This is a genomic window from Paenibacillus sp. 1-8 (assembly GCF_056316205.1).
This window is the reverse complement of record NZ_CM149995.1, coordinates 4,401,142-4,425,000: the sequence shown is the minus strand read 5'-3', so window position 1 is coordinate 4,425,000 and position 23,859 is coordinate 4,401,142. Positions and strand designations below refer to the sequence as shown.

The 23,859-nt window shown below is 46.3% G+C and carries 20 protein-coding genes, 15 tRNA genes, 1 rRNA gene and 2 pseudogenes (1 of these 38 only partly in view); 36 read left to right on the top strand and 2 right to left on the bottom strand.

Going from position 1 to position 23,859, the window contains the following annotated elements; all coding sequences use genetic code 11:
- From AC0WRU_RS20475 to AC0WRU_RS20360, 24 genes and pseudogenes are all read left to right on the top strand, one after another.
- Positions 1 to 2,566: ribosomal RNA gene (locus AC0WRU_RS20475) — 23S ribosomal RNA — on the top strand; it begins 362 nt to the left of the window's first position.
- 66 nt (positions 2,567 to 2,632) lie between these two features.
- A tRNA-Asn gene (locus AC0WRU_RS20470) sits at positions 2,633 to 2,708 on the top strand.
- A 3-nt stretch (positions 2,709 to 2,711) separates the two neighbouring features.
- Positions 2,712 to 2,803 (top strand) — tRNA-Ser (locus AC0WRU_RS20465).
- Positions 2,804 to 2,820: 17 nt separating this feature from the next.
- Positions 2,821 to 2,892, top strand: a tRNA-Glu gene (locus tag AC0WRU_RS20460).
- Positions 2,893 to 2,961: 69 nt separating this feature from the next.
- Positions 2,962 to 3,037 (top strand) — tRNA-Val (locus AC0WRU_RS20455).
- 27 nt (positions 3,038 to 3,064) lie between these two features.
- A tRNA-Met gene (locus AC0WRU_RS20450) sits at positions 3,065 to 3,138 on the top strand.
- A gap of 25 nt (positions 3,139 to 3,163) precedes the next feature.
- A tRNA-Asp gene (locus AC0WRU_RS20445) sits at positions 3,164 to 3,240 on the top strand.
- 39 nt (positions 3,241 to 3,279) lie between these two features.
- A tRNA-Phe gene (locus AC0WRU_RS20440) sits at positions 3,280 to 3,352 on the top strand.
- Between the two features lie 22 nt (positions 3,353 to 3,374).
- Positions 3,375 to 3,450, top strand: a tRNA-Thr gene (locus AC0WRU_RS20435).
- Between the two features lie 5 nt (positions 3,451 to 3,455).
- Positions 3,456 to 3,541 (top strand) — tRNA-Tyr (locus AC0WRU_RS20430).
- Positions 3,542 to 3,548: 7 nt separating this feature from the next.
- Positions 3,549 to 3,622: transfer RNA gene (locus AC0WRU_RS20425), tRNA-Trp, on the top strand.
- Positions 3,623 to 3,644: 22 nt separating this feature from the next.
- A tRNA-His gene (locus AC0WRU_RS20420) sits at positions 3,645 to 3,717 on the top strand.
- A 12-nt stretch (positions 3,718 to 3,729) separates the two neighbouring features.
- A tRNA-Gln gene (locus AC0WRU_RS20415) sits at positions 3,730 to 3,804 on the top strand.
- Between the two features lie 7 nt (positions 3,805 to 3,811).
- Positions 3,812 to 3,883: transfer RNA gene (locus AC0WRU_RS20410), tRNA-Gly, on the top strand.
- Positions 3,884 to 3,895: 12 nt separating this feature from the next.
- A tRNA-Cys gene (locus AC0WRU_RS20405) sits at positions 3,896 to 3,969 on the top strand.
- A gap of 11 nt (positions 3,970 to 3,980) precedes the next feature.
- A tRNA-Leu gene (locus AC0WRU_RS20400) sits at positions 3,981 to 4,059 on the top strand.
- Between the two features lie 97 nt (positions 4,060 to 4,156).
- Positions 4,157 to 5,361, top strand: a pseudogene (locus AC0WRU_RS20395) (MFS transporter); the annotation flags it as partial.
- A 30-nt stretch (positions 5,362 to 5,391) separates the two neighbouring features.
- Entirely contained in the window at positions 5,392 to 5,703 is a 312-nt protein-coding gene (locus tag AC0WRU_RS20390; RefSeq protein ID WP_025686559.1) for a LiaF transmembrane domain-containing protein, read from the top strand.
- Positions 5,704 to 5,793: 90 nt separating this feature from the next.
- Positions 5,794 to 6,462 carry a PspA/IM30 family protein gene (locus tag AC0WRU_RS20385; protein ID WP_476126112.1) on the top strand — a complete coding sequence of 223 codons (669 nt, stop codon included), beginning with the start codon at positions 5,794 to 5,796 and terminating at the stop codon, positions 6,460 to 6,462.
- A 7-nt stretch (positions 6,463 to 6,469) separates the two neighbouring features.
- The gene (locus AC0WRU_RS20380; RefSeq protein WP_476126111.1) at positions 6,470 to 6,958 is read left to right on the top strand and encodes a PspC domain-containing protein; all 489 of its coding nucleotides are present in this window, start codon (positions 6,470 to 6,472) and stop codon (positions 6,956 to 6,958) included.
- Entirely contained in the window at positions 6,958 to 7,662 is a 705-nt protein-coding gene (locus AC0WRU_RS20375) for a PspA/IM30 family protein (RefSeq protein WP_025686556.1), read from the top strand. Before AC0WRU_RS20380 ends, AC0WRU_RS20375 begins: the two co-directional genes overlap by 1 nt.
- Before the next feature lie 150 nt (positions 7,663 to 7,812).
- Complete coding sequence (liaF, locus tag AC0WRU_RS20370) at positions 7,813 to 8,460, top strand: cell wall-active antibiotics response protein LiaF (protein WP_476126110.1); 648 nt, start codon at positions 7,813 to 7,815, stop codon at positions 8,458 to 8,460.
- A gap of 16 nt (positions 8,461 to 8,476) precedes the next feature.
- Positions 8,477 to 9,556, top strand: coding sequence for a sensor histidine kinase (locus AC0WRU_RS20365; protein WP_476126109.1), 1,080 nt, complete (start codon positions 8,477 to 8,479; stop codon positions 9,554 to 9,556).
- On the top strand, positions 9,534 to 10,184 hold the full coding sequence (locus tag AC0WRU_RS20360) for a response regulator (protein ID WP_025686553.1): 651 nt from the start codon (positions 9,534 to 9,536) through the stop codon (positions 10,182 to 10,184). Before AC0WRU_RS20365 ends, AC0WRU_RS20360 begins: the two co-directional genes overlap by 23 nt.
- Positions 10,185 to 10,330: 146 nt before the next feature.
- Here the strand turns inward: AC0WRU_RS20360 and AC0WRU_RS20355 are convergent, their stop codons facing one another.
- Complete coding sequence (locus AC0WRU_RS20355) at positions 10,331 to 11,014, bottom strand: hypothetical protein (RefSeq protein WP_476126108.1); 684 nt, start codon at positions 11,012 to 11,014, stop codon at positions 10,331 to 10,333.
- A 36-nt stretch (positions 11,015 to 11,050) separates the two neighbouring features.
- Here AC0WRU_RS20355 and AC0WRU_RS20350 point away from each other — a divergent pair, with 36 nt between their 5' ends.
- From AC0WRU_RS20350 to AC0WRU_RS20340, 3 genes are all read left to right on the top strand, one after another.
- On the top strand, positions 11,051 to 11,821 hold the full coding sequence (locus tag AC0WRU_RS20350; RefSeq protein WP_476126107.1) for a YwmB family TATA-box binding protein: 771 nt from the start codon (positions 11,051 to 11,053) through the stop codon (positions 11,819 to 11,821).
- A 186-nt stretch (positions 11,822 to 12,007) separates the two neighbouring features.
- The gene (gene zwf / locus AC0WRU_RS20345; RefSeq protein WP_476126106.1) at positions 12,008 to 13,564 is read left to right on the top strand and encodes a glucose-6-phosphate dehydrogenase; all 1,557 of its coding nucleotides are present in this window, start codon (positions 12,008 to 12,010) and stop codon (positions 13,562 to 13,564) included.
- A 309-nt stretch (positions 13,565 to 13,873) separates the two neighbouring features.
- Complete coding sequence (locus AC0WRU_RS20340) at positions 13,874 to 15,454, top strand: peptide chain release factor 3 (protein WP_476126105.1); 1,581 nt, start codon at positions 13,874 to 13,876, stop codon at positions 15,452 to 15,454.
- A gap of 145 nt (positions 15,455 to 15,599) precedes the next feature.
- Here the strand turns inward: AC0WRU_RS20340 and AC0WRU_RS20335 are convergent, their stop codons facing one another.
- Positions 15,600 to 15,833: a small acid-soluble spore protein SspI gene (locus AC0WRU_RS20335; protein WP_044648543.1), complete on the bottom strand. Its 234-nt coding sequence runs from the start codon at positions 15,831 to 15,833 to the stop codon at positions 15,600 to 15,602.
- 164 nt (positions 15,834 to 15,997) lie between these two features.
- Here AC0WRU_RS20335 and AC0WRU_RS20330 point away from each other — a divergent pair, with 164 nt between their 5' ends.
- From AC0WRU_RS20330 to AC0WRU_RS20290, 9 genes and pseudogenes are all read left to right on the top strand, one after another.
- On the top strand, positions 15,998 to 16,660 hold the full coding sequence (locus tag AC0WRU_RS20330; RefSeq protein WP_014277969.1) for a potassium channel family protein: 663 nt from the start codon (positions 15,998 to 16,000) through the stop codon (positions 16,658 to 16,660).
- Positions 16,661 to 16,734: 74 nt separating this feature from the next.
- The gene (locus AC0WRU_RS20325; protein WP_476126104.1) at positions 16,735 to 17,523 is read left to right on the top strand and encodes a TrmH family RNA methyltransferase; all 789 of its coding nucleotides are present in this window, start codon (positions 16,735 to 16,737) and stop codon (positions 17,521 to 17,523) included.
- A gap of 613 nt (positions 17,524 to 18,136) precedes the next feature.
- A complete protein-coding gene (locus tag AC0WRU_RS20320; RefSeq protein ID WP_476126103.1) occupies positions 18,137 to 19,105 on the top strand; it encodes a cation diffusion facilitator family transporter in 969 nt (322 codons plus the stop codon).
- Between the two features lie 285 nt (positions 19,106 to 19,390).
- Positions 19,391 to 19,558, top strand: a pseudogene (locus AC0WRU_RS20315) (transposase); the annotation flags it as partial.
- Positions 19,557 to 19,736, top strand: a complete 180-nt coding sequence (locus AC0WRU_RS20310) for a transposase (protein ID WP_081750809.1) — start codon at positions 19,557 to 19,559, stop codon at positions 19,734 to 19,736. The pseudogene AC0WRU_RS20315 and the gene AC0WRU_RS20310, both read left to right, overlap by 2 nt.
- An 890-nt stretch (positions 19,737 to 20,626) precedes the next feature.
- Positions 20,627 to 20,944 (top strand): thioredoxin, encoded by a 318-nt coding sequence (gene trxA, locus AC0WRU_RS20305; protein WP_025686545.1) that lies wholly within the window; start codon positions 20,627 to 20,629, stop codon positions 20,942 to 20,944.
- A 243-nt stretch (positions 20,945 to 21,187) separates the two neighbouring features.
- Positions 21,188 to 21,853, top strand: a complete 666-nt coding sequence (locus tag AC0WRU_RS20300) for an ArsR/SmtB family transcription factor (RefSeq protein WP_476126102.1) — start codon at positions 21,188 to 21,190, stop codon at positions 21,851 to 21,853.
- A 249-nt stretch (positions 21,854 to 22,102) separates the two neighbouring features.
- A complete protein-coding gene (locus AC0WRU_RS20295; RefSeq protein ID WP_025686543.1) occupies positions 22,103 to 22,432 on the top strand; it encodes a thioredoxin family protein in 330 nt (109 codons plus the stop codon).
- A gap of 146 nt (positions 22,433 to 22,578) precedes the next feature.
- Positions 22,579 to 23,541 (top strand): zinc-binding dehydrogenase, encoded by a 963-nt coding sequence (locus tag AC0WRU_RS20290; protein WP_476126101.1) that lies wholly within the window; start codon positions 22,579 to 22,581, stop codon positions 23,539 to 23,541.
- Positions 23,542 to 23,859: the final 318 nt, after the last annotated feature.

The following is a 23,859-nucleotide window of genomic DNA, read 5'->3' as shown; positions in this document are numbered from 1 at the left end:
CCAGAGAAGGTAAAAGCCCTGTAATTCAAAACCTGTTCCCTCCGAGACGGATCCCGAGTAGTGCGGGGCACGTGAAACCCCGTATGAATCCGGCAGGACCATCTGCCAAGGCTAAATACTCCCTGGCGACCGATAGTGAAGCAGTACCGTGAGGGAAAGGTGAAAAGCACCCCGGAAGGGGAGTGAAATAGATCCTGAAACCGTGTGCTTACAAGAAGTCAGAGCCCGATCTATGGGTGATGGCGTGCCTTTTGTAGAATGAACCGGCGAGTTACGTTCCCGTGCAAGGTTAAGGTGAAGAGCTGAAGCCGCAGCGAAAGCGAGTCTGAATAGGGCGACTTAGTACGTGGACGTAGACCCGAAACCGGGTGATCTACCCCTGTCCAGGGTGAAGGTGCGGTAACACGCACTGGAGGCCCGAACCCACGCATGTTGAAAAATGCGGGGATGAGGTGGGGGTAGCGGAGAAATTCCAATCGAACCCGGAGATAGCTGGTTCTCCCCGAAATAGCTTTAGGGCTAGCCTCGGAATAAGAGTCGTGGAGGTAGAGCACTGATTGGGTGCGGGGCCCGCAAGGGTTACCAAGCTCAGTCAAACTCCGAATGCCATAGACTTAGTTCCGGGAGTCAGACAGTGAGTGCTAAGATCCATTGTCGAAAGGGAAACAGCCCAGACCATCAGCTAAGGTCCCCAAGTGTGTGTTAAGTGGGAAAGGATGTGGAGTTGCACAGACAACCAGGATGTTGGCTTAGAAGCAGCCACCATTGAAAGAGTGCGTAATAGCTCACTGGTCGAGTGACTCTGCGCCGAAAATGTAACGGGGCTAAACACGCCACCGAAGCTATGGCTTGATATTTAGGTATCAGGGGTAGGGGAGCGTTGAATGCGGGTTGAAGGTGTACCGTAAGGAGCGCTGGACTGCATTCAAGTGAGAATGCCGGTATGAGTAACGAAAAGATCTGTGAGAATCAGATCCGCCGAAAGCCTAAGGGTTCCTGAGGAAGGTTCGTCCGCTCAGGGTAAGTCGGGACCTAAGGCGAGGCCGATAGGCGTAGTCGAAGGACAACAGGTCGAAATTCCTGTACCACCGTAATCCGTTATGAGCAATGGGGTGACGCAGTAGGGTAGTGACGCGGACTGATGGATGTCCGTCTAAGCAGTGAGGCTGATGTGTAGGCAAATCCGCACATCGTAAGGCTGGGCTGTGATGGGGAGCGAAAATTGTAGTAGCGAAGGTCATGATCTCAGACTGCCAAGAAAAGCCTCTAGCCAGGAGAAGGTGCCCGTACCGCAAACCGACACAGGTAGGCGAGAAGAGAATTCTAAGGCGCGCGGAAGAACTCTCGTTAAGGAACTCGGCAAAATGACCCCGTAACTTCGGGAGAAGGGGTGCCTCGGTAGGGTGAATAGCCCGAGGGGGCCGCAGTGAAAAGGCCCAAGCGACTGTTTAGCAAAAACACAGGTCTGTGCGAAGCCGCAAGGCGAAGTATACGGGCTGACGCCTGCCCGGTGCTGGAAGGTTAAGGGGAGTGGTAAGTCCTTCGGGGCGAAGCTATGAACCGAAGCCCCAGTAAACGGCGGCCGTAACTATAACGGTCCTAAGGTAGCGAAATTCCTTGTCAGGTAAATTCTGACCCGCACGAATGGCGTAACGACTTGGGCGCTGTCTCAACGAGAGATCCGGTGAAATTTTAATACCTGTGAAGATGCAGGTTACCCGCGACAAGACGGAAAGACCCCATGGAGCTTTACTGCAGCTTGATATTGAATTTGGGTACGATCTGTACAGGATAGGTGGGAGCCTAAGAGACTTGAGCGCCAGCTTGAGAGGAGGCATCCTTGGGATACCACCCTGATCGTATCTAGGTTCTAACTTGGTACCGTGATCCGGTACGAGGACAGTGTCAGGTGGGCAGTTTGACTGGGGCGGTCGCCTCCTAAAGAGTAACGGAGGCGCCCCAAGGTTCCCTCAGAATGGTTGGAAATCATTCGAAGAGTGCAAAGGCAGAAGGGAGCTTGACTGCGAGACCTACAAGTCGAGCAGGGACGAAAGTCGGGCTTAGTGATCCGGTGGTACCGCATGGAAGGGCCATCGCTCAACGGATAAAAGCTACCCTGGGGATAACAGGCTTATCTCCCCCAAGAGTCCACATCGACGGGGAGGTTTGGCACCTCGATGTCGGCTCATCGCATCCTGGGGCTGAAGTAGGTCCCAAGGGTTGGGCTGTTCGCCCATTAAAGCGGTACGCGAGCTGGGTTCAGAACGTCGTGAGACAGTTCGGTCCCTATCTGTCGTGGGCGTAGGAAATTTGAGAGGAGCTGTCCTTAGTACGAGAGGACCGGGATGGACGTACCGCTGGTGTACCAGTTGTTCCGCCAGGAGCACCGCTGGGTAGCTATGTACGGAAGGGATAAGCGCTGAAAGCATCTAAGCGTGAAGCCCCCCTCAAGATGAGATTTCCCAGTATGTAAGACCCCTTGAAGACGACGAGGTAGATAGGTTGGGGGTGGAAGTGCAGTAATGCATGGAGCTGACCAATACTAATCGGTCGAGGGCTTATCCTAAGATAAGACGCAATGGAGTTTCGGATCCAGTTTTCAGGGTGTAACCTTGAAACAAATGTCTGTTATTCCCTGATAGCTCAGTTGGTAGAGCACTCGACTGTTAATCGAGTTGTCACAGGTTCGAGTCCTGTTCGGGGAGCCATATGGAGAGGTGTCCGAGTTGGCCGAAGGAGCACGATTGGAAATCGTGTAGGCGCCAAAAGCGTCTCGAGGGTTCGAATCCCTCTCTCTCCGCCAGATATTATTTATTGTGTGGCCCGTTGGTCAAGCGGTTAAGACACCTCCCTTTCACGGAGGTAACAGGGGTTCGATTCCCCTACGGGTCATTAACTATTCTATAAAAGAGCTTGAAATAAAAAGCTTCTAATGGTATAATATGTGAAGTGTTGCGTTGTGGAGGCTTAGCTCAGCTGGGAGAGCATCTGCCTTACAAGCAGAGGGTCGGGGGTTCGAGCCCCTCAGCCTCCACCACTTGGAAAATTGAATACTTATTATTGTCGCGGGGTGGAGCAGTTCGGTAGCTCGTCGGGCTCATAACCCGAAGGTCACAGGTTCAAATCCTGTCCCCGCAATTAATTTCCCTTAGGAAATACCCTTGGAACTGTGGTGTAGAGGCCTAACATGCCTGCCTGTCACGCAGGAGATCGCGGGTTCGAATCCCGTCAGTTCCGCCATTTTAGTAATACAATGTTTGTCGAAGAGCCTTAGAATAAGGCTCGGTAGCTCAGTCGGTAGAGCAGAGGACTGAAAATCCTCGTGTCGGCGGTTCGATTCCGTCCCGAGCCACTTTTAATTGAATAATTTATGCGCCGGTGTAGCTCAACTGGTAGAGCAACTGACTTGTAATCAGTAGGTTGGGGGTTCAAGTCCTCTCGCCGGCACCATTTTTGGAGGATTAGCGAAGTGGCCAAACGCATCAGACTGTAAATCTGCTCCCTTACGGGTTCGGTGGTTCGAATCCATCATCCTCCACCAGTTTTATAGGGGCATAGTTTAAAGGTAGAACAACGGTCTCCAAAACCGTTGGTGTGGGTTCAATTCCTGCTGCCCCTGCCAAATTTTTTTTTTTGTCTTTGCGGCGATCGTGGCGAAGTGGTTAACGCACCGGACTGTGACTCCGGCATTCGTGGGTTCAAGCCCCATCGGTCGCCCTTTACCTTTAGTGGGGATTAGCCAAGCGGTAAGGCAACGGACTTTGACTCCGTCATGCATAGGTTCAAATCCTATATCCCCAGCCATCTTAATGCGGACGTGGCTCAGCGGTAGAGCATCGCCTTGCCAAGGCGAGGGTCGCGGGTTCGATTCCCGTCGTCCGCTTCGTTATACTTTGGCGCCATAGCCAAGTGGTAAGGCAAAGCTCTGCAAAAGCTTTATCCCCAGTTCGAGTCTGGGTGGCGCCTCCATAATTATATATGCCGGCGTGGCGGAATGGCAGACGCGCTCGACTCAAAATCGAGTGGGAAACCGTGGAGGTTCGAGTCCTCTCGCCGGTATACCAAAAAGAGTTATGAAATTGCTGATATCAGTAATTTCATAACTCTTTTTTCTTTAGATTTTAATCATAATACTGGCTGCAATTTTTAATACATAATAAGTGAGCTAGGGATGAAACGTTCCTCGATGGGACTGATGATTGCTGTTTTTGCGCTGACACAGCTTTTATTATCACCATTGTCAGGAAAGTAGTCTGACCGTTATGGACGCAAAAAGTTGATTGTTACTGGGATGTTCATCTTCATGTTATCTGAGTTTGTTATTGGACTTGGGAGTTCCATTCCTATCTTGTTTGTTGCACGGATCATGGGCGGGGCAGGGGTTGCGTTGCTTACCCTTCTATTATGGCCTATGTCACTGAGGTGACCTCGTTTGGAGGAAAGAGGCAAGGGAATAGGCATGATCAATGCAGCGATTAACACAGGCTTCATAATCGGGCCAGGGATTGGTGGTTTGCTTGCCATCTATGGAATACGCATTCCCTTCTTCGCGCGGCAGGAGCCGCCATCTTCTCCCTGTTAGTGCTGCCTGAATCCGTAAGCAAGGAAAAGAAACAGTACAATAGAGAGCTTCCACGTCAGAAAGAAAACCTTTTGCAGCAATTTGCCAAGCCATATCAATCTCCTTTTTTCATGGGTTTACTCATTGTATTTGTCGTTGCTTTTGGCTTAGCTAACTTTGAAACGGTATTTGGACTGTTTGTTGACCATAAATATGGTTTTACACTGATGGATATTGCCATCATTATAACGACAGGCTCCATTCTGGGGGCAATTGTCCAAGCGACTATATTTGGCTGGATTATTAATCGTTTTGGCGAGAAAAAGATCATTCATATCTGTCTGGCTGTTGCGGGATTATTCATTTTTCTGACACTGTTTGCCGAACAGTATGCCATGATTATGTTGACGACTTTTATCGTTTTTCTGGTGATGGACATCCTTCGTCCGGCTGTAAGCACATCCTTGTCACGGCAGGCCGGGGATGAGCAGGGGTTTGTGGCTAGAATGAACTCATCTTATACAAGTTTGGGTAATGTGATCGGACCACTGATTGCAGAACTGCTGTTTGATGTTCATATTAACTTGCCTTATATGGTTGCAGCTATAGTGTTACTGGCTTGTCTCGTCCTTTCACTAGGCTCCAAGCAAGCGGGTGAGCAACACCCAACAGCCCGTGCGGCAGAAAAACATAGAGGGTATAGCCGCAGGTCTGTATGCACCCCCGACTTAGGTCTAGGTTCAAAAACCGTCTGGGGTCCGTTTTGGAGAACTCCAGATCAGCGTACAATAAGGACATAAGCAAGACACAGTGAAAGGCGGTGAGAGATGATGAGAGTTAACAAAGGGAATGGGTTGGCTATTGTACTGATTGTATTGGGTTCGATTATGCTGCTCGGTAAGTTTACTCCGTTTTTCGGTCACTTTGTAGGACACTTGATCGGTTACTTAATCCCGATAGCGATGATCATGTTAGGTTACTACGGTGTGAAAAGAGGAAATGTGGTCTTCGGATGGATCGTACTTGTAATTGGCGTACTCGTTTTACTTGGCAAACTGTCCTGGCTTTTGGGGCCACTGCTGGCAATCGGGTTAATCATATTCGGTGTTTCACTGCTGAGCGACCGCAGAAGACGTTATTAATTAAGATTGATGGGCTTGCGGGTGAATGCGAATTACAGAAACGAAAGTATGAAGATATGAAAATACGAAATGTGAAAGGAGCAGACGCAAATGAGTGTTTTTCGTAGAATGCGTGATATTACCGTAGCGACCTTTAATGAGCATTTGGAACAAAGTCAAGATCCGATACAACTGATTGACCAGTTCTTGTATAACACCCGCAAGGATATTGCAGAAGCGGAAAAGCTTCATCAGCAATACGCATTGCACACAAGACAGATGAAGCAACAGTTGGATCACGCAGTGTCCATGCAGATTAAACGGGAGGAACAGGCGCTGTTGGCTTTAAAGGCTGATGAAGAGCATGTTGCGAAACTGGCCCTCCAGGAGAAAATGTTGTATGCGGAAAAAGAAGAACAGTACAGAGAACTGTTGGAGCAGAGCCGTGAATCCCTGTGTGAGTTGGAGCAACAGCTGGATACCTTAAAAACGGAATATCAAATGGTAAACAGCAAGCGTCAGTATTATGCGGCACGTGTACAAACGTTGAGACTCCAGCAGCAGATGAACGAACGGGCAGGTACATACGGTGGACGAAATGTTCCCCGAATGTTCAACCGCTTGGAAGACCGGGTAGCAGATATGGAAGCAGAAACGCTGAGCCTGCGTGATTTGCGGCGGGGAGAAGGCAGTCAGCTGAATGTCCAAGGCGGTGGATCGCTGCTCGAACAAGAGTGGGCGAGACTGAAGAGTAAGCTGAACAACAGCGGGAAGGAGTAAGTTGATTATGACCCGAATTTACCGATCAAACCGGGATAGAGTATTAACAGGTGTATGCGGCGGTCTTTCTGATGCAACAGGGATGGACTCAACGTGGATTCGTATTCTGGTTGTGATCAGTTTCTTTATTACAGCAGGAACCACGTTTATGATTTATGTGATTGCGGCATTGGTTATCTCCAAGGAGCCGAGATCTCCTTATGATGGAGGATTTGGTCCCAACAGCGGGCCTTACAACCAACAGGACTCACGCTATTATGGTGGGAACAGCACCGGATCGCAGTACGGACCGGGAACTGGCTACAATCAAGGTGGAGCATACGGTAATACGAGCCAATCTTTTGGTCAAGATGCCCGCCATTCATCCCAATTTAACACAGGTCCTAACAGTGATCTGGATTCCATGATGGAAGATATCGAGAAAAAAGCAATGAAAAAAGAGTTGGCAGAGTTACGCAAAAAAGTAGAGCAATTCGAGAAGGGAGATCGTAAATAATGGGAATCTTTAAAAGAATGAAGGACATGACAAGAGCATCGGTGAATGAAGTGCTGGATAAAGTGGAAGACCCGATTATTATGCTGAACCAATATCTGCGCGATATGGAGGCGGAAATTCACGAGGCCGAAGTAACGGTAGCCAAGCAAATGGCAAATGAACGTCGCATGAAACAGCGCTTGGAGGAAGCAGTACGAGTATCTAATGAGCGTGAACAACAAGCAGAATCCGCGTTGCGGAACGGCCAGGAGGAAGTAGCACGCAAGCTGCTGGGCGAAAAGATTTATTTTGCACAAAAGCAGGATGAGTACCGTGATCTGCACACTCAAGCCGAGCTTCAAGCCAAAGAACTGGTACAACAGCTTCACGATATGAAGGATGAATTCTACAAAATGCGCAACAAGCGCAATGAGCTAGTATCCCGTGCTCAAATGGCGAAGGCGAAAAAGCAATTGTCGCAGATCAACAGTCTGCATACCATTGAAAGCGGTTCTGCTTCGCTGGGCTTCCACCGAATGGAAGAAAAAATTATGCAATTGGAAGCGGAAGCTGACGTACTGCGTGCCCCTTACCGTCAAGCTCCGGGGGAAGCTTATGTCAACCCGGCTGAGGCTGAAAAACAGTTCAAAGTGGATGAGCAGCTTCAACAGCTCAAATCTAAAATTCAAACGGGTGCTAAACCAGTAGATATAAAGAAGGACTGACTACTCGAAAATAAGACATTATGATATGCTGTATGGGATGGACACTGGTCAATGATCGTGCTCAATCTGTATGGTTCGGGAAAGCCATATGGCCGAAATATCGCGCCACTATGGCTTTTCCTTCCTGTATAAACAAAAAGGGGGTGCAGCATGGAGAGAAGAAAATCAGCCTTGGCACTGGCAGGGATCGCCATCGGAGTTATCATTTTATTCGGTCAGTGGATTGGGTTCCTCTCCGTGGTTGCACTGATCCTGATGTTGACCGGAATATATAAGATTCGCAATTCCAAGATCAAAAAAGGTTACACGATGCTCGCAATTGGTGCCGGACTGTTGGTGCTGGATCATTTGTTCCTGTTTGTGGTAGTTACACTGACATCACTAGCTGTATTCTATTCACGTTCAAGAAAGCTGCATAAGGGTCAAAGCTCGATATTCAAGCACAATTTCATATCCAATCATAAATGGGATGAAGTGCCGTGGAGCCTGCGCAGCACAAGTATATGGCATGTAGTTGGGGATGTGGACGCCGATCTGACGTTGGCTCTCCCAGAGGAACGTGAATCCGTCATATTTTTGCAGGGAATCTTCGGCGACATTGACATCACGCTGCCGGATAATTACGGTGTAGAGGTGGAGATGTTCGTATTGTTTGGGCAGATTCAGTTTGACCGGGATCATGAGGCAGGTATGCTTAATCGACTGGTTTGGAGGTCTCCCCATTTTGAGCAGAGTGAATATAAAGTGAAGTTTGTCGTTTCGTACTTGGCGGGCGATGTCCGCGTCCGATTTTATTGAATCAGGAGGAGCCGGAATGGATCATAAAAAAACGTCCAACATGGTAACCCGCAGTATGGGTGAAGGTATCCTCCTGTGTGTTGTTGTGGGCGTAGTTGTCTTTTATATGCTGTATACATATGGATATGTGAAGTCGTTCCCAACCTGGGGAATGATATTGAAATTTGCAGGAGCCATTATACTGGTACTGATTGGTACAGGGGCAATGTACGGATTTTATGAGAGCTACCGCTTTAAAAGCAGGCTGGAAAAGCTGCGGGAGACGCTACTGATGTGGGAAAAGGGGACCCCTGCTCGGGAGCTGCCGCCACTGGGGCATGATGAGCTAGGCAGGCTGGGGGAGCAACTGGAGCGAATCGGGAGCAAATGGCAAGAGCAGGTTACTTCTTTACAACGCTTGTCCACCAACAATGCACAACTGGCAGAACAGGCCAGAGTGACCGCGATTGTCGAGGAAAGGCAACGATTGGCGAGGGAGCTACATGATGCAGTGTCACAGCAATTGTTTGCGATTTCGATGACGGCAACGGCTGTAGGCAGGACGCTGGATAAGGATTTTGATAAGGCGCAGCGTCAGGTTGCATTAATTGAAGAAATGTCCTCGGTGGCGCAATCCGAGATGCGAGCGTTGCTGCTTCATCTACGGCCTGTTTATCTGGAAGGCAAGCGGCTGGAGCAGGGATTACGTGATTTGATACAGGAATTGCAGGCCAAGGTTCCCATGGAGATTGATTTTGAGATGGAGAGCGGAGTACAGTTGGTTAAAGGCATTGAGAATCATTTGTTTCGCATTGTTCAGGAAGCGATGTCCAACACGTTGCGTCATGCCAAGGCAAGCCGTATGGAGATTCGTATCGTGCAACGCACGGATTCCGTTCGGTTAACGATTAGGGATAACGGAATTGGATTCGAGCTGGATGAGAAAAAACAGACTTCGTATGGATTGTCCACGATGCAGGAACGGGTCAGTGAGATTGGGGGAGCTATACAATATATAACAGCCCCGGGGAAAGGGACACGAATTGAGGTATCGGTGCCGGTTTTAAATGATGAAAGCGGAAGGAACGATGATCATGGAAACGGAATTGCCGATTAGCGTACTGCTGGTAGACGACCATGAAATGGTACGAATTGGTCTGGCGGCGGTGCTGGGCACGGAAGATGGCATTGAAGTGGTAGGCGAGGCCGGGAGCGGGGAAGAAGGCATACGACTGGCTACAGAGTACAAGCCGGACGTGATTTTAATGGATCTGGTTATGGACGGTATGGATGGCATCGAAACGACTCGCCAAGTGACACGCTTGCTTCCAGAGACGAAGGTTATCGTACTGACGAGTTATTTGGACGATGAGAAAATGTATCCGGTTATTGAAGCGGGTGCGTTCAGCTATCTACTCAAAACGTCCCGCGCATCCGAGGTTGCGGATGCGATTCGTGCAGCGGCACGCGGACAATCCGTGCTGGAGTCACAGGTTGCTTCCAAGATGATGAACCGATTTCGACAGCCACAGGCTGAAGCGCCTGCGCATGCGGAACTGACGGATCGTGAAATGGAAGTGCTTCGGCTGTTAGCACAAGGTAAATCCAATCAGGATATTGCGGATGAGCTGATCATCGGGATTAAGACAGTTAAATTCCATGTCACCAATCTTCTCGCCAAGCTGGGAGTGGAGGACCGCACACAGGCGGCAATCTATGCCTACAAAAACGGATTAGCAGAGTAGCGTGTAGAACGGACTAATACTATGAGATACCAAAGAGTGGAGCACTTCTACGCTGTTGAACAGGTTCCACAATTTAAATAGGGAAATACAATGAACCGGAGACTTGTATTAGTTCTCCGGTTTTTTTGTGCTCTTGAAAACGGTATTTAAATAAGTAAGAACAGAAAAGCGATTAAGGCCAGATCCAGCACAAGTCCAGCTCCGTGTCCATATCCACCATAACTACCATATCCGCGGCCATAGCCTGGTCCACCTTTTCCATATCCACCGTAGCTATTTCCGGCAAATCCACCTGTGTCATAGGGAAAGGACGGACTTAAGGGCTCACTGCGAGGTTTGATTAAGCTGTTTATTTTGGCAGAGGAACGTGCTTTGTTTTTAGAGTTTCGTTTTTTCTTTTTAGAGGATATCTTCTTGGCTTCTTGTTTTCCCTTGTTATTATAGTTTCCGGCATTGAGACTGTTGGGAAAGGAGGATGGATATCCGTTTAACATCAGCTTGCCTTTGCCACACCCGCTGAGAATACCAACATGTCGTGTTCCGTCATGCAGAACAGCACAGACCAATCGTCCACCATGAGGTGCCACATTGGCTTCATTTACAGGATATATTGGAAACATGATTTCACCTCTTTCTGTATAAGATACGTTGTGATCACAGTCTATTCTTACGATGCCTATAACGTATGGTCGAACACCCAGCAGGTAAACGATAATTTTTAAAACGTGGGCTTCTGCGTTTTGCGTGTATAAAATCTCTGGCAACGGGAAAGCTATTGATAGATTGATAGATTCCAAGCCAGCCGAAAAAAAACATCCAGAATGTCCCATCCGGAATCGGAAGCTTGTGGAGCGGGAGGAACGACGATGTTAAAAGCAGAGGTCATCAAAAAAGGGATGGTAGCTATTGCAGTGTTCGGAACGGTGCTGTTACTCGTAGGCTGGCGTTATGGGACGTTTCAAACGACTGAATATGACTCGTATTCCCGCAAGGCAGAAACGGACTTGCGCTCTGTATTGGCTGTCTCGGATACTGCTCCCGGTATACTGGATAAAGTGGTTGTGAAATGGCAAGGTGATTGGACTTCTTACGGTGAAGATCCGGCAGACATGGCGGTCCAGATAGCCGATCAACTAAATATTCCCGCCGTAAACAAGGTAGAGGAAAACGGACACACAGTGTATCGTTCGGTTGGCAGTAGCGGAGAACTGAAAATCCGCTTGAACGTAATGGAACAGCTTGCGGGTCAATGGTATACGGTTGTTCAACTGGAGAGTAACAATGCAGGACGTGAGCAGTTAATCCGGCTGCATAAGCTTTGTGCTGTACAATTGGCGACTGTGGGAGTAAAAGCAGTATGGAATACGTCCATTCAGCATTCGCTGCATTCAAATGAGCCCGTTAACCAACTGATGAAGCTGACAGAGACACGGTTAGCAGAAAGCTTGCCCATGAAGGCAAAAGAAAGATATACAGATGCGACGACGATAGCTGTAACCTATGAAGCACCGAAGCTGCCTCTGGCGGTTCAAAGTGGTGAGCATCTGGTGCATATGCAGATGGCTGTGCATGAAGATGAGGAGCATCAGGATACACGTATTACGATCGGTTTTCCGCTAATTACGATAGAATACTGACTTATAAGGTAAATTTATGATTCATCGGATAGCTTATCCATGCGGAATATGCTAAAATGTCATCAAATCTTCAGTTTCATGTTTGTCGAAAATCAAGTATGATCTTGTATAAATATACACAATACTACATGCGGATTTCGAGGGTTGTGGAAGCGGAATCTTGTCATGGGAAGAATGAGGTACTTCATGGCTGACATACCTAATAATGAATCTGTTGTGACGCAAGGCGCAGTGTTATTTATTTTTGGTGCTACGGGTGATTTGGCTCGCCGCAAGCTTTTCCCTGCGATCTACAGCTTGTACCGCGAAGGGAAGCTTGGTGAGGATTTTGCCGTTATTGGCGTAGCGAGACGCCCTCGCACAGAGGAAGAATTCCGTAATGACCTGTACGCTTCGATACAGGAGTTTAGCCGCTACAAGGCAGAAAATGATCAAGAATGGCAGGCATTTGCCGAGCATTTTGAATATAAATCGCTGGATATCAACAATGTCAAAGGATTTCATGAACTGAGACAGCAGACGGAGACCATAGAGACGAAATTCAGTATTCCGGGGAACCGTTTGTTTTATTTGGCCTTGTCCCCTGAACTGTTTGGAAGCGTATCGAAGAGCCTCAAAGAAGGCGGTATGATGGATGGAAAGGGCTGGAATCGTCTTGTTATTGAGAAGCCGTTCGGTTATAATCTGGAATCTGCGCAAGAGCTGAATGTTGAAATACGCGAAGTATTTGAAGAGGAAGAAATTTATCGGATTGATCACTATCTTGGTAAGGAAATGGTGCAAAATATCGAAGTGATCCGCTTCGCAAACGCCTTCTTTGAACCATTGTGGAATAATAAGCATATTTCCAATGTGCAAATTACGCTTAGTGAAACCGTGGGCGTGGAGGAACGCGGAGGTTATTACGATCATTCCGGTGCTCTGCGGGATATGGGACAGAACCATATGCTGCAAATGCTGACGATGATTGCAATGGAACCGCCGAGCCGTTTGCTCCCTGAGGATATCCGTGATGAAAAGGTGAAAGTGCTGCGTTCGCTGCGTCCTTTTGAATCAGCAGAGGATGTGCTGACTAATGTGGTACGCGGTCAATACACGGAAGGAAGCTACCGCGGTCAGCAGTTGCCGGGGTATCGTGAAGAGGACAAGGTTGATCCACAGTCGAGCACAGAGACTTATTTTGCTTCACGCGTATTTGTGGATAATTTCCGTTGGGCAGGGGTTCCGTTCTACATTCGTACCGGCAAACGTCTTCCTGTAAAGACAACCGAGATCGTTGTGGAATTTAAGAGCATGCCTACGAACGTGTATCTTGGTCAAAAGCATAAGCTGGAGCCAAACTTGCTCGTGATCCGGGTTAATCCGATGGAGGGCATTTACATCAAAATTAATGCCAAGAAGCCGGGTTCGGAATCGGATATTGAACCGCTGGCTATGGACTTCTGCCAAAGCTGTATGGTCGGCATCAACTCACCGGAGGCTTATGAACGGTTGTTGATGGACGCGATTGAGGGGGACTCTACGTACTTCACGCGTTGGGATGAGGTTGCGACAGCATGGAGATTCGTGGATCGGATCGCCAAAGCATGGCAACAAGCCCCGGATACGCTGGAAACCTATGCCGCAGGCTCATGGGGACCGGAAGGCGCTCACAAGCTGCTGGAGCAAGATGGCTTCAAATGGTGGCCTGTCAGCGGTCAGGATGAAGATAATGTCATCTGGCGAGTAGGCGGCACTAAGTAATCCTGATATTGTTCAGCATCCCCCTACGTCCTGTTCAGGATGTAAGGGGATGCTTTGCGTTCGGAGTGTGCTATAATAACTTAGTCTCAGGTTTTCAGTTTGCAACTGATTATACGTTAAAGGCAGGCTAAAACATGTAAATAGATCGTATTTATAATGAATATGGTAACGGAGTACGCCAAATACTGGTTCTAACGGTAAAGAAACCGATAGAACCGATGAATTTACGAAAACAGGCGTGCATCATGGCCTTTTTATGAATAGCTTGTGCAGGAACGCAATGGATTTGATCATGAAGGGATATGTGAAATGAGTAAAACACTGGATATACTTCAACAGGAAGTCGACAAACGGCGCACGTTTGCGATTATTTCTCACCCGGATGCGGGGAAAACGACACTGACGGAGAAGCTGCTGCTGTTCGGGGGCGCGATTCGTCTTGCCGGTTCAGTTAAAGCGCGTAAAGCAAGCAAGCACGCGACGAGTGACTGGATGGAGATTGAAAAGCAGCGGGGGATTTCGGTTACATCCTCAGTTATGCAATTTGATTATAATGGGCATCGTATTAACATTCTGGACACCCCAGGTCACCAGGATTTCAGTGAAGACACTTATCGTACATTAACAGCAGCGGATAGTGCAGTCATGCTGATTGACGTAGCGAAAGGTGTGGAAGCGCAAACGATTAAGTTGTTTCAGGTTTGTGCCAAGCGTGGAATTCCGATTTTCACCTTTATTAACAAGCTGGACCGAGAGGGACGCAGTCCTTTTGATCTGATGGAGGAGCTGGAGCAGGTGCTCGGCATCCGTTCGGTGCCTATGAACTGGCCAATTGGTACAGGACGTGAGTTGTGCGGTGTCTATGACCGTGTCAAAAATCAGGTCGAGCTGTTTCAGGGAGACGACCATTCCACGATCAAGGTACAAAAAGTGGAGGGTTACAATGATCCAATCATTCGCGAAATGGCGGGTGAATATTTGCATGACCAATTGTGTCAGGATCTGGAGTTACTCGATGTTGCGGGTGACCCTTTTGACATGGAGAAAGTACAACGCGGGGAATTAACGCCTGTATTCTTCGGTAGTGCGATTAATAACTTTGGAGTTCAAACGTTTCTGGAAAACTTTCTTCAGCTTGCTCCCAAGCCGGAGCCGCGTCACAGTACAGCGGGGGAAATCGAGCCGACGAACGAGAAATTTACTGGCTATGTATTTAAAATTCAAGCAAACATGAACCCAGCTCACCGTGACCGCATCGCATTCCTGCGTATCGTATCTGGTAAGTTCCAACGGGGCATGAGTGTTAAGCATGTACGGATGGGCAAGGAGATTAAGCTGTCCCAGCCACAGCAATTTTTGGCGCAGGACCGCGATATTGTCGAGGAAGCTTTCCCTGGCGATATTATCGGATTGTTTGATCCGGGCATTTTCCGTATTGGTGATTCGCTCAGTCAGGGTAGTGAGGTCGTATTTGATGAATTGCCGACCTTCTCGCCTGAGATTTTTGCCAAGGTTACCGTAAAAAATGCTTTGAAGCACAAGCAGTATCTGAAGGGTATTGACCAGTTGACCGAGGAAGGTATGATTCAGGTGTTCCGTACGGTAAGCTTTGACGATACGCTGCTGGGCGTTGTCGGCCAACTGCAATTTGAAGTATTTGAGTACCGCATGAAGGGTGAATATGGAGTTGATGTACAGCTTCAGCGTATGCCATTCCAATTTGCACGCTGGATTGTGGATGATCAGATTGATCCAAGCAAATTCCGTATTAACTCCACGTTGGTGAAGGACAAGAAGGGCAATTATGTCGCCTTGTTCGAAAATGAGTATGCGATGCGGACCGCTATAGAGAAAAATCCTACAGCCAAGTTTTTGGAGATGGCTCCATAAGATTTGGATTTGATAAGCAGGCAGGAATGAAACCTGTTATTTGATCTGTACAACGAATAGTCCACTCAGTGTTACGGCGAGTGGACTATTTGCGTATACGGGCAGTAGGATGAAGCAGGGTTGAACAAAAGTTTGAAGATAAGACTTAGGTTAGCGGGACGGGCTTGATTTTATCAAGCTGCTCATGTGCCAGGTGGACAAACTCTTGTTGCTGGGTCTGATTCATGTGCTTCCATGCCACCTCAAGAATGACACCCAATCCGGGCAAAGCGGCCTCTGGTCCATCCACTGACCCGATAATCATATCGGTAAGATCAGCTTCTGATTTGCCGTGAACTTTGTGAACAATGGCTTGTCGTAAATCCAGTGTAATGGGCATGTGGTACCTCCCGTATGTTTGTAATGGTTGTCGGGTGTATTATGGCTTGGACTGCTGCCTGGTATACATGATGAAGCATTTGGCATAAGCATACCAAATTTATGTTTTTGGCGTGTTATGCTATACTATGACGGACAGTATGGTGATCGGGAGGTAAGGTAGGAATGGCAAAGAAGCAGTATGCGGTAATTGGTATGGGTCGTTTCGGCTCCAGTGTTGCCACTGCATTGAGCGAAATGGGCTTTGATGTGTTGGCGATCGATTCGGACGAGCAGCGCACACAGGAAATGTCGAATATTGTGACCCACGCGGTATCTGCCGATTCAACGGATGAGGAAGCGTTGCGTGCGCTCGGTATTCGCAATTTTGATGTCATCGTGGTGGCAATTGGCGAAGATATACAGGCAAGCATATTGACGACATTAATCCTCAAGGATATGGGCGTGCCAGCTCTGATCGTAAAAGCGCAAAATGAATTGCATGGGAAAGTGCTGCAAAAGATAGGCGCGGATAAGGTGGTTTATCCTGAGCGGGACATGGGGCTGCGAGTAGCCCATCATTTGACGTCTCCAAATATTCTGGATTATATTGAGCTGTCTAAGGATTATAGTATTCTGGAGATGAAAGCGGCGGATTCCATGATAGGAAAAAATCTGAAGGAACTTGATATACGCGCCCGTTTTGGCTGTAACGTGATGGCGATTCGTCGAGATCAGGAAATGAATATCTCGCCTTATGCTGAGGATCGGCTGGAGACGGGGGATGTGCTGGTTATTGTAGGTCACAAGGATGACTTAACCAAGCTGGAGTTGGCTTTTGCAGTATAATGTCTGCTTGATGACTTGATGCTCGAACACAAGTGATGCATCATTTATTTTTTAAAGGAACGGACGGATAACGAATGGAAATCATTTCACCAAACAATACACGTGTAAAGGAATGGGCACAACTGCTGGAAAAAAAGCATCGTACCCGCCAGCATAAATATATCGTCGAAGGCGTTCATCTGGTGCAGGAAGCGCTGCGTTCGGACGCAGCTGTCGAATGTGTTGCCTATGATTTGGACAAGGGCATTCCTGCCGAGCTGAATGGCTTGGACCAAGCTGACCAGCCGGTGGAATGGATTCCCGTGTCGGCGGCGGTCATTGCCAAATGCACCGATACGAAGACACCGCAGTCTGTCTTTGCTATCGTGCGCAAGGAGGAGCGTGGCGCATTCCCGGCGTTGCTGGAGCAGGCGGATGCGCTGGTGATGGTGCTGGACGGGGTACAGGACCCCGGCAATGTAGGCACCATTATTCGTAGTGCCGACGCCGCCGGAGCCGCAGGCGTCATTCTGGGTCATGGCTGCGCCGACCTGTATAACCCAAAGACGATCCGTTCTACGATGGGATCGCTTTTTCACCTGCCCGTGATTGAGGGCAGTCTGGAGGAGCTTTTGCCGCAGGCCAAAAGCAAAGGCGCCCGACTGATCAGCACCTCGCTGGACGCAAGTCTGTCGTGCTATGCCGTTGATTTGCGTGTTTCTGCTTGGCTTGTCATTGGCAACGAGGGGCAGGGTATTTCCGCGTCCACCGCACGTATGGTGGATGAATCGGTGTTCATTCCGATGCAGGGGCAGGCGGAATCGCTGAACGCAGCGATGGCCTCCACGGTGCTGCTTTTTGAGGCGATGAGACAGCGAAGCTAGTGAAAATAATTATATATTTGTGGGTTATAACATCAATTGAGACAATTTATATTACTAAATGAGACAGTGAATATCCCCTGAAAACCCAGTAATCGGACAATCCTGCAATAGGTTAACCGAGTGGGAACAAGTTATCAATTCAGCCAAGAATGGACTACCAAAGTTAGAGATGTGAGCAGCAGATGATGTGCTGAATCAATCAAATCAGCTTTGAATGATTAGGTATGCACCTAATGAAATACCACTAGAAAAGTTGTATCGTTAAAAGTTCTTTACCTCGGTTGGTGACGGTAAAGAACTTTCAACGATATCCGAAGGGGTTACCTATGAGAGCGCTTCCTTTCCCCGCTCCGGCGCAGTTCGGTATATTTCTGCGTGTTTGTCCCATATATTTTCCTCCTTAGGCTCAGATTTCGTTCAATCAAGAATGAGGGTTGACACCTGTATCGGGAACAAATATAATAAGGCTAATTAAAACATATGAACAGTTGATCATATGTTTATATAAATTCAATTCGTTTCTTTCAAACTGTAAAGAAAGGGAATAAAAAGCTGATCGAAACAGGAAAGGTATTATGACAAACCATTCAATTTGTTTAAGGAGAGGATAACGATGTCCGCACACAATCACGACCATGGACATAACCATGACCATGGTCATACCAACAATAAAAAAGTACTCCTGATTTCATTCTTCATTATTACGGCGTATATGATTATCGAAGCGGTTGGAGGAGTGATTACCAACAGTTTGGCTCTACTTTCCGATGCGGGTCATATGTTGTCCGATTCCATCGCTTTAGGGGTGGCTTTGCTTGCATTCACATTTGGCTCCAAAGCTGTAAACACAGGGAAAACATACGGCTACAGGAGATTTGAAATTTTAGCTGCAGCCCTTAACGGTGTTACGTTGATCGGCATTTCACTCTACATTTTTTATGAGGCGATTGAGCGGTTCATGAATCCTCCAGAAGTAGCCACCTTTGGCATGTTGATTATCAGTTCCATCGGGTTGCTTATAAATCTGTTGGTTGCGTGGATTATGATGCGTGGAAGTGACACCAAGGAAAACCTGAATATGCGCAGTGCCTATTTACACGTGCTCAGTGATATGCTGGGGTCAGTTGGCGCCATTGCCGCAGCTCTTATGATGATGTTCTTTGGCTGGGGCTGGGCAGATCCGCTTGCTAGTGTCATTGTCGCGGGACTTGTTTTACGCAGCGGTTACTTTGTCACGAAATCTTCCTTACATGTTTTGATGGAAGGGGCGCCCAAAAATGTTGATATGAACGAAATTGTTAATTCGATTCGAAAGGTAGATGGTGTTAAGGGAGTCCATGATGTACACATTTGGTCCATTACAAGCAGCATGAACGCTCTTACTGCTCATGTTGTCGTTAACGGAGACAAATCGATCTATGAAACCGAAGTGATTCTAAAAAAAATCGAACACATGCTGAAACACAAAGAAATCTGGCACGTGACCTTACAAGTTGAGTCCGAACGGAATGCTCACGATAGCTCGATTTTATGTACCGTCAAAGCCGATGCGCCGGATGCGCATGCTCATCATCACCATTGATGAACGTGGAATCGTCAACATCAACTGCTGAAGACGAAATGAATTTATTCCCCCACAAGCGGCCTCTCCACTCCATAGTGTGATGAGGCTGTTCTGCTTCTTATGGAACGAAGTCAATCAAATCAAGATGACTTCTATAATGAGTTATTAATAAAAGGTGTCTGGCCTACATTCAAGTTCGGAACTAATTCTTACTAAAATAGTATCTCAGTGTAATAGAAAAAGTACTTTAATCCTACTGGATTGTTATAAAAACTAAGTCTCAATGGATGTTATAACCCATACTACTGCAAGTATTACGGCAGGCTGGCAAACGAGCCGGAGCTGCTGTTTCGCTTGCTGTTTTTGCAGATCCTATACAATCTCTCGGATGACCGAATGATTCAGGAAGCTCAAGTGAATTTGGCTTACAAGTGGTTCATCGGGATTAATCCGGAGGATCCGCTGACAGATCGAGTTTGACCTTAGCGATACGTTCAAGAAATGGATCAAGCGCAGGCAGATCATTGAACACAAAAACGTGGAGATGAAGAGATTCCACGGTATGGATACAGCCAGGTACCAGGGTCTCTTTCGCATGCGATTACAAGCCTACCTCACCGCGTTCGTTGTAAACGCGAAACGGAGGTGAAGCTAATAGAGCAAAAGCAGCCCATCCTCGGGTAGAGGATGGGCTGCTTTTTTCGTCTCATCGTATCCATTTTCCAGTCTGAGCCCTCACAACTATATAAGCGAGGGTTTGCAGGACTCTCCTAATTCGGGGCTGTTTTTACGTTATGGATGGTAGGTTGAAATGGTGAACCGTTTTTGGGGAAATGTTGCCCTCATTCAAATCTCTTTCTGCTATTTAGAAGCTGCATCCATCGATACTCAGGCAAAGTTTGTCTTTAGCTTTCGGGATATTTAGATAATTAACAAGCCTGTTTTTAGATTGTATTTGTTAAGCTGGGGTGAAAAAGTGCCCATTAGTTTTATATAGTTTACATATTCAGCTTTTTGATGTATATGAGAGGAACCAACAGGATCGCCATCCTTATCAAAAGGATATTAATTTTTATAATAGACAAGCCAAAGCGAAAATATTCAAGAAAAGCAAAATCACAGATGAGTTCCCAGTCTGGGTATACCAGATGAACCAAAGCCAGTAGCTCCGTTTTCCTTGGCTGTGGAATAGGGCTGTTATTATCGTTTTTTTCCATAAGGGCTTTATTTAATCTTGGCAGCTATATGGTGTGGATTACTTGAGTTTGAAGACACGCCCTAGTTAATCAAAATCTTAAATAAGTTGGATCTTTAGCCGTTGATCTAAATCAAAAGATCTTCGTCTTTTTGGTTTAAGAACAAAATAGACTTAGTAGTTTAAACGGGAAAGTAATACAGGGAAATCGTACAGGTGCTGTAATGAATTTAAGTCTGATATATAAAGAATAGATATTAAAACGTTGACTAAATTCGATTTCATAAGTATAATTCAATTAATCGATTTAATAATTGATAAGTTGATTGAGGAGGATTATATTTATGGGAGCAGTATCTTTAACAAAACAGAATTTTGAATCGAACATTAAAACCGGAGTGACACTAGTCGATTTTTGGGCACCGTGGTGTCCACCTTGTCAAGTGCAACTTCCAATCGTGAACGAGCTAGCTGATGATTTAGCTGGACAAGCAACAATAGCCAAAGTCAACGTTGATGAAGAAATCGAATTGGCTTCACAATTTGGAGTTAGAAGTATTCCTACGTTACTCTTATTTAAAGATGGTAAATTGGCTGAAACAATGGTGGGGGTCAATCAAAAGCAAGCTCTTAGAGAAAAAATTCTAGGATTGCTTAATTAACAGAGTATTCAACAAATCCATTTTTGTAATATCATTGAAATACATGTGAAGAGAACGACGGATTTGGATTTTTCTGAACCGTCGTTTTTTTTACATAATTTATTAAGTGAATTCTTGAGCTAGAGAACCAAAATGAACGGAAAGTAAATGTTGCTATTTTATACTTGGACATATTAGTGAGTAATTCGAATGCAGGAAGGCATACCCGAAAATCTAAGATATTGCAACAAAGAGGAGGTTCCAATGGAAAGTAGATGTTCTGAATCGGATATTAAAGAACGTTTATATCAGCAATTCGCTCGAATTGGGAAATGTTTATCCAGTGACAAAAGACTTGAGATTATGGACCTCTTATCAAACGGACCAAAATCTGTTGAAAGTTTGGCTACACAAACTGGTATGAGTGTTGCGAATGTATCCCGTCACTTACAAATTTTGCTGGAAGCCAAGTTGGTTAGATTCAACAAAAAAGGTACTTATGTCATATATAATATTAGTGATTCATCTGTAACTCATTTTTTGTCCTCTTTATGGAATTTGTGTGAGGACAGACTCTCTGACATAAAACAGATTAAAGATGAGTTAAAAAGGAAATATGTAGGTGTTCAAAGTATCACAAAAAACGACCTATTGGCAAAAATGAAGCAGGATAACATGGTTCTCATAGATCTTCGACCAGTTGAGGAGTATAAAACATCTCATATCCCGGGTGCTATTTCTGTACCTTTAGAGCAGTTGGAAGAATACCTGAAAACATTAAATAAAGCTGATGTAGAACTTGCTGCATACTGTCGTGGCCCTTATTGTTCTCTTGCATCTCAAGCTGTTGATTATGTTCAAAAACAGGGCTTCACAGCGTATCGAATAGAAGAAGGAGCTCAAGAGTGGAATGCTTACGATGGAAGATGAGGAACGGAATTTTCATAAAAGATGCAGGTGGGAAATATAGTACTTTTAACATTTAAAGTTCGATTTAGAGAGTTAATAATACTGAAATTTAATCATTTAATTCAGCTGTTCAATTGATTTTAATGATTTAACTTAATGTGTCAGAATGGAATAGAGTAGAAAAAAAGTAAATTAGAACAATATTACATTGAATATTATTGGATCTGTAGCCATTCAGTTCCGAATAACATACAGTAAGGTGGGAGATTAATGATAAATGTCCAAGAAATAACTTCAGTGAATGAAATAGATACGTTTATCCAAAATAATAGATTAAGTATGCTATATATATCTCAAGATAATTGTAATGTATGTCATGCAATTTATCCCAAACTAAAAGAATTACTCAACAACTATCCAGAAATAAAACTTGCGCATATAGATGCTAGTCAGGTAGAGGCGGTTGCAGGCAAATTTTTGATTTTTACAGTTCCCATGATCATCTTATTTTTTGATCAAAAGGAATATCTTCGTGAAGGACGGTTTGTTCAGTTTGAACAATTAGAAGCACGATTAGAACAGTTGTACAATGCGGTATAAATTCTAAGGTAATATTCATTTGGAACAGAAGCAAACTCCGTAATGAAAATAATTAATTCAAATATACAATTAATTAATTGAAAGTTTGACCCGTTTAAACTATACTAATGGAGAGTTCCATATATTAGAACTAAGGAGGTTTATTCATGAAGAAAATGAAAGCCATGCAAATTCCAGCTGCAGGAGAAAAAATGCAGTTAGTTGAGGTGCCGGTTCCGCAGCCGGCAGAAGGGCAAGTATTGCTCCGCGTTGAAGCTTGCGGCGTATGTAATGGAGATTCAATGGCCATGGGCGGTGCGGCGTCAGCATATCCCCGCATTCCTGGACATGAAGTGATAGGAATTGTTGATGAGCTTGGATCAGGCTCGTCAAAATGGAAAATTGGAGAACGTGTCGGCATTGGATGGCATGGGGGACATAGCCATGTGACCGGATTAACAATGGACGGTGGATATGCTGAATACATGGTTGCTTATGAGGATAGTTTGTCCAGTATTCCAAATGAAATTTCGGCAATGGAAGCTGCTCCACTAATGTGTGCTGGAGAAACGACCTTTAGTGCCATCAAAAATAGTAAAGCTCGCCCTGGTGATCTGGTAGCGATTCAGGGGATTGGTGGACTGGGACATCTTGCCGTTCAGTTTGCAAGCAAAGCCGGATATCGCACCGTGGCTATTTCACGAGGAAATGATAAAGAAGCTCTCGTACGTGAACTTGGAGCCCATCACTACATTGATTCGGCTAAAGAAGATCCGGCTGAGGCATTACAAGCATTAGGCGGTGCTAAAGTCATCCTGGCAACTGCACCTAACGCGAAGGCCGTTTCCTCTCTGATCAACGGGTTGGGTCAAGACAGCGAGCTCATCATTGTGGCAACTTCCACTGATCCACTAGAATTGTCAGCGATGGACTTTTTGAAAGGACCTAACACGGTCAAAGGTACGTTAACAGGCGGAGCGGAAGAAATCCAAGCGACGATTAATTTCAGTGTGCTGACGGATATTCGCCCCATGATTGAGTCATATCCATTAGATCGTGCTAGCGAAGCATACGATAAAATGATGTCAGCATCGACTCGATTCCGTGCTGTCCTGAATATTTCTGAGTGAAGATATAATTCTATGGGTGGGTAGCCTACGACTCGCTGGTTAATAGAACCACTTGTTCAATTTGAACAAGTGGTTTTTTAGTACGCCCAGCATGGGCGTCATCTCTAGGGTGAAAGTCCTGAACGGGGGCTGGCGAGCGCCTACCGTTAGCCAAGGGCAAGGGTGTCCACCGTGAGGTGGAATCTGAAGGAAGCTGGAGGCAAAAGCACGGGCCAAGGTACACGAACTGGATTTGAGGCTGTGTCAGTCGGATGAGTCACCTAAACATGACGAAATCCAAAGCCGCCAAGGACTGACGCGGTATACTCCAGTGGTCGC

What these genes read in the sequence shown, in the direction of transcription:
- AC0WRU_RS20390 (WP_025686559.1), top strand. Translation starts at nt 5,392, where the DNA reads ATGAGAGTTAACAAAGGGAATGGGTTGGCTATTGTACTGATTGTATTG.
- AC0WRU_RS20385 (WP_476126112.1), top strand. Translation starts at nt 5,794, where the DNA reads ATGAGTGTTTTTCGTAGAATGCGTGATATTACCGTAGCGACCTTTAAT.
- AC0WRU_RS20380 (WP_476126111.1), top strand. Translation starts at nt 6,470, where the DNA reads ATGACCCGAATTTACCGATCAAACCGGGATAGAGTATTAACAGGTGTA.
- AC0WRU_RS20375 (WP_025686556.1), top strand. Translation starts at nt 6,958, where the DNA reads ATGGGAATCTTTAAAAGAATGAAGGACATGACAAGAGCATCGGTGAAT.
- liaF (WP_476126110.1), top strand. Translation starts at nt 7,813, where the DNA reads ATGGAGAGAAGAAAATCAGCCTTGGCACTGGCAGGGATCGCCATCGGA.
- AC0WRU_RS20365 (WP_476126109.1), top strand. Translation starts at nt 8,477, where the DNA reads ATGGATCATAAAAAAACGTCCAACATGGTAACCCGCAGTATGGGTGAA.
- AC0WRU_RS20360 (WP_025686553.1), top strand. Translation starts at nt 9,534, where the DNA reads ATGGAAACGGAATTGCCGATTAGCGTACTGCTGGTAGACGACCATGAA.
- AC0WRU_RS20355 (WP_476126108.1), bottom strand. Translation starts at nt 11,014, where the DNA reads ATGGGACATTCTGGATGTTTTTTTTCGGCTGGCTTGGAATCTATCAAT.
- AC0WRU_RS20350 (WP_476126107.1), top strand. Translation starts at nt 11,051, where the DNA reads ATGTTAAAAGCAGAGGTCATCAAAAAAGGGATGGTAGCTATTGCAGTG.
- zwf (WP_476126106.1), top strand. Translation starts at nt 12,008, where the DNA reads ATGGCTGACATACCTAATAATGAATCTGTTGTGACGCAAGGCGCAGTG.
- AC0WRU_RS20340 (WP_476126105.1), top strand. Translation starts at nt 13,874, where the DNA reads ATGAGTAAAACACTGGATATACTTCAACAGGAAGTCGACAAACGGCGC.
- AC0WRU_RS20335 (WP_044648543.1), bottom strand. Translation starts at nt 15,833, where the DNA reads ATGCCCATTACACTGGATTTACGACAAGCCATTGTTCACAAAGTTCAC.
- AC0WRU_RS20330 (WP_014277969.1), top strand. Translation starts at nt 15,998, where the DNA reads ATGGCAAAGAAGCAGTATGCGGTAATTGGTATGGGTCGTTTCGGCTCC.
- AC0WRU_RS20325 (WP_476126104.1), top strand. Translation starts at nt 16,735, where the DNA reads ATGGAAATCATTTCACCAAACAATACACGTGTAAAGGAATGGGCACAA.
- AC0WRU_RS20320 (WP_476126103.1), top strand. Translation starts at nt 18,137, where the DNA reads ATGTCCGCACACAATCACGACCATGGACATAACCATGACCATGGTCAT.
- trxA (WP_025686545.1), top strand. Translation starts at nt 20,627, where the DNA reads ATGGGAGCAGTATCTTTAACAAAACAGAATTTTGAATCGAACATTAAA.
- AC0WRU_RS20300 (WP_476126102.1), top strand. Translation starts at nt 21,188, where the DNA reads ATGGAAAGTAGATGTTCTGAATCGGATATTAAAGAACGTTTATATCAG.
- AC0WRU_RS20295 (WP_025686543.1), top strand. Translation starts at nt 22,103, where the DNA reads ATGATAAATGTCCAAGAAATAACTTCAGTGAATGAAATAGATACGTTT.
- AC0WRU_RS20290 (WP_476126101.1), top strand. Translation starts at nt 22,579, where the DNA reads ATGAAGAAAATGAAAGCCATGCAAATTCCAGCTGCAGGAGAAAAAATG.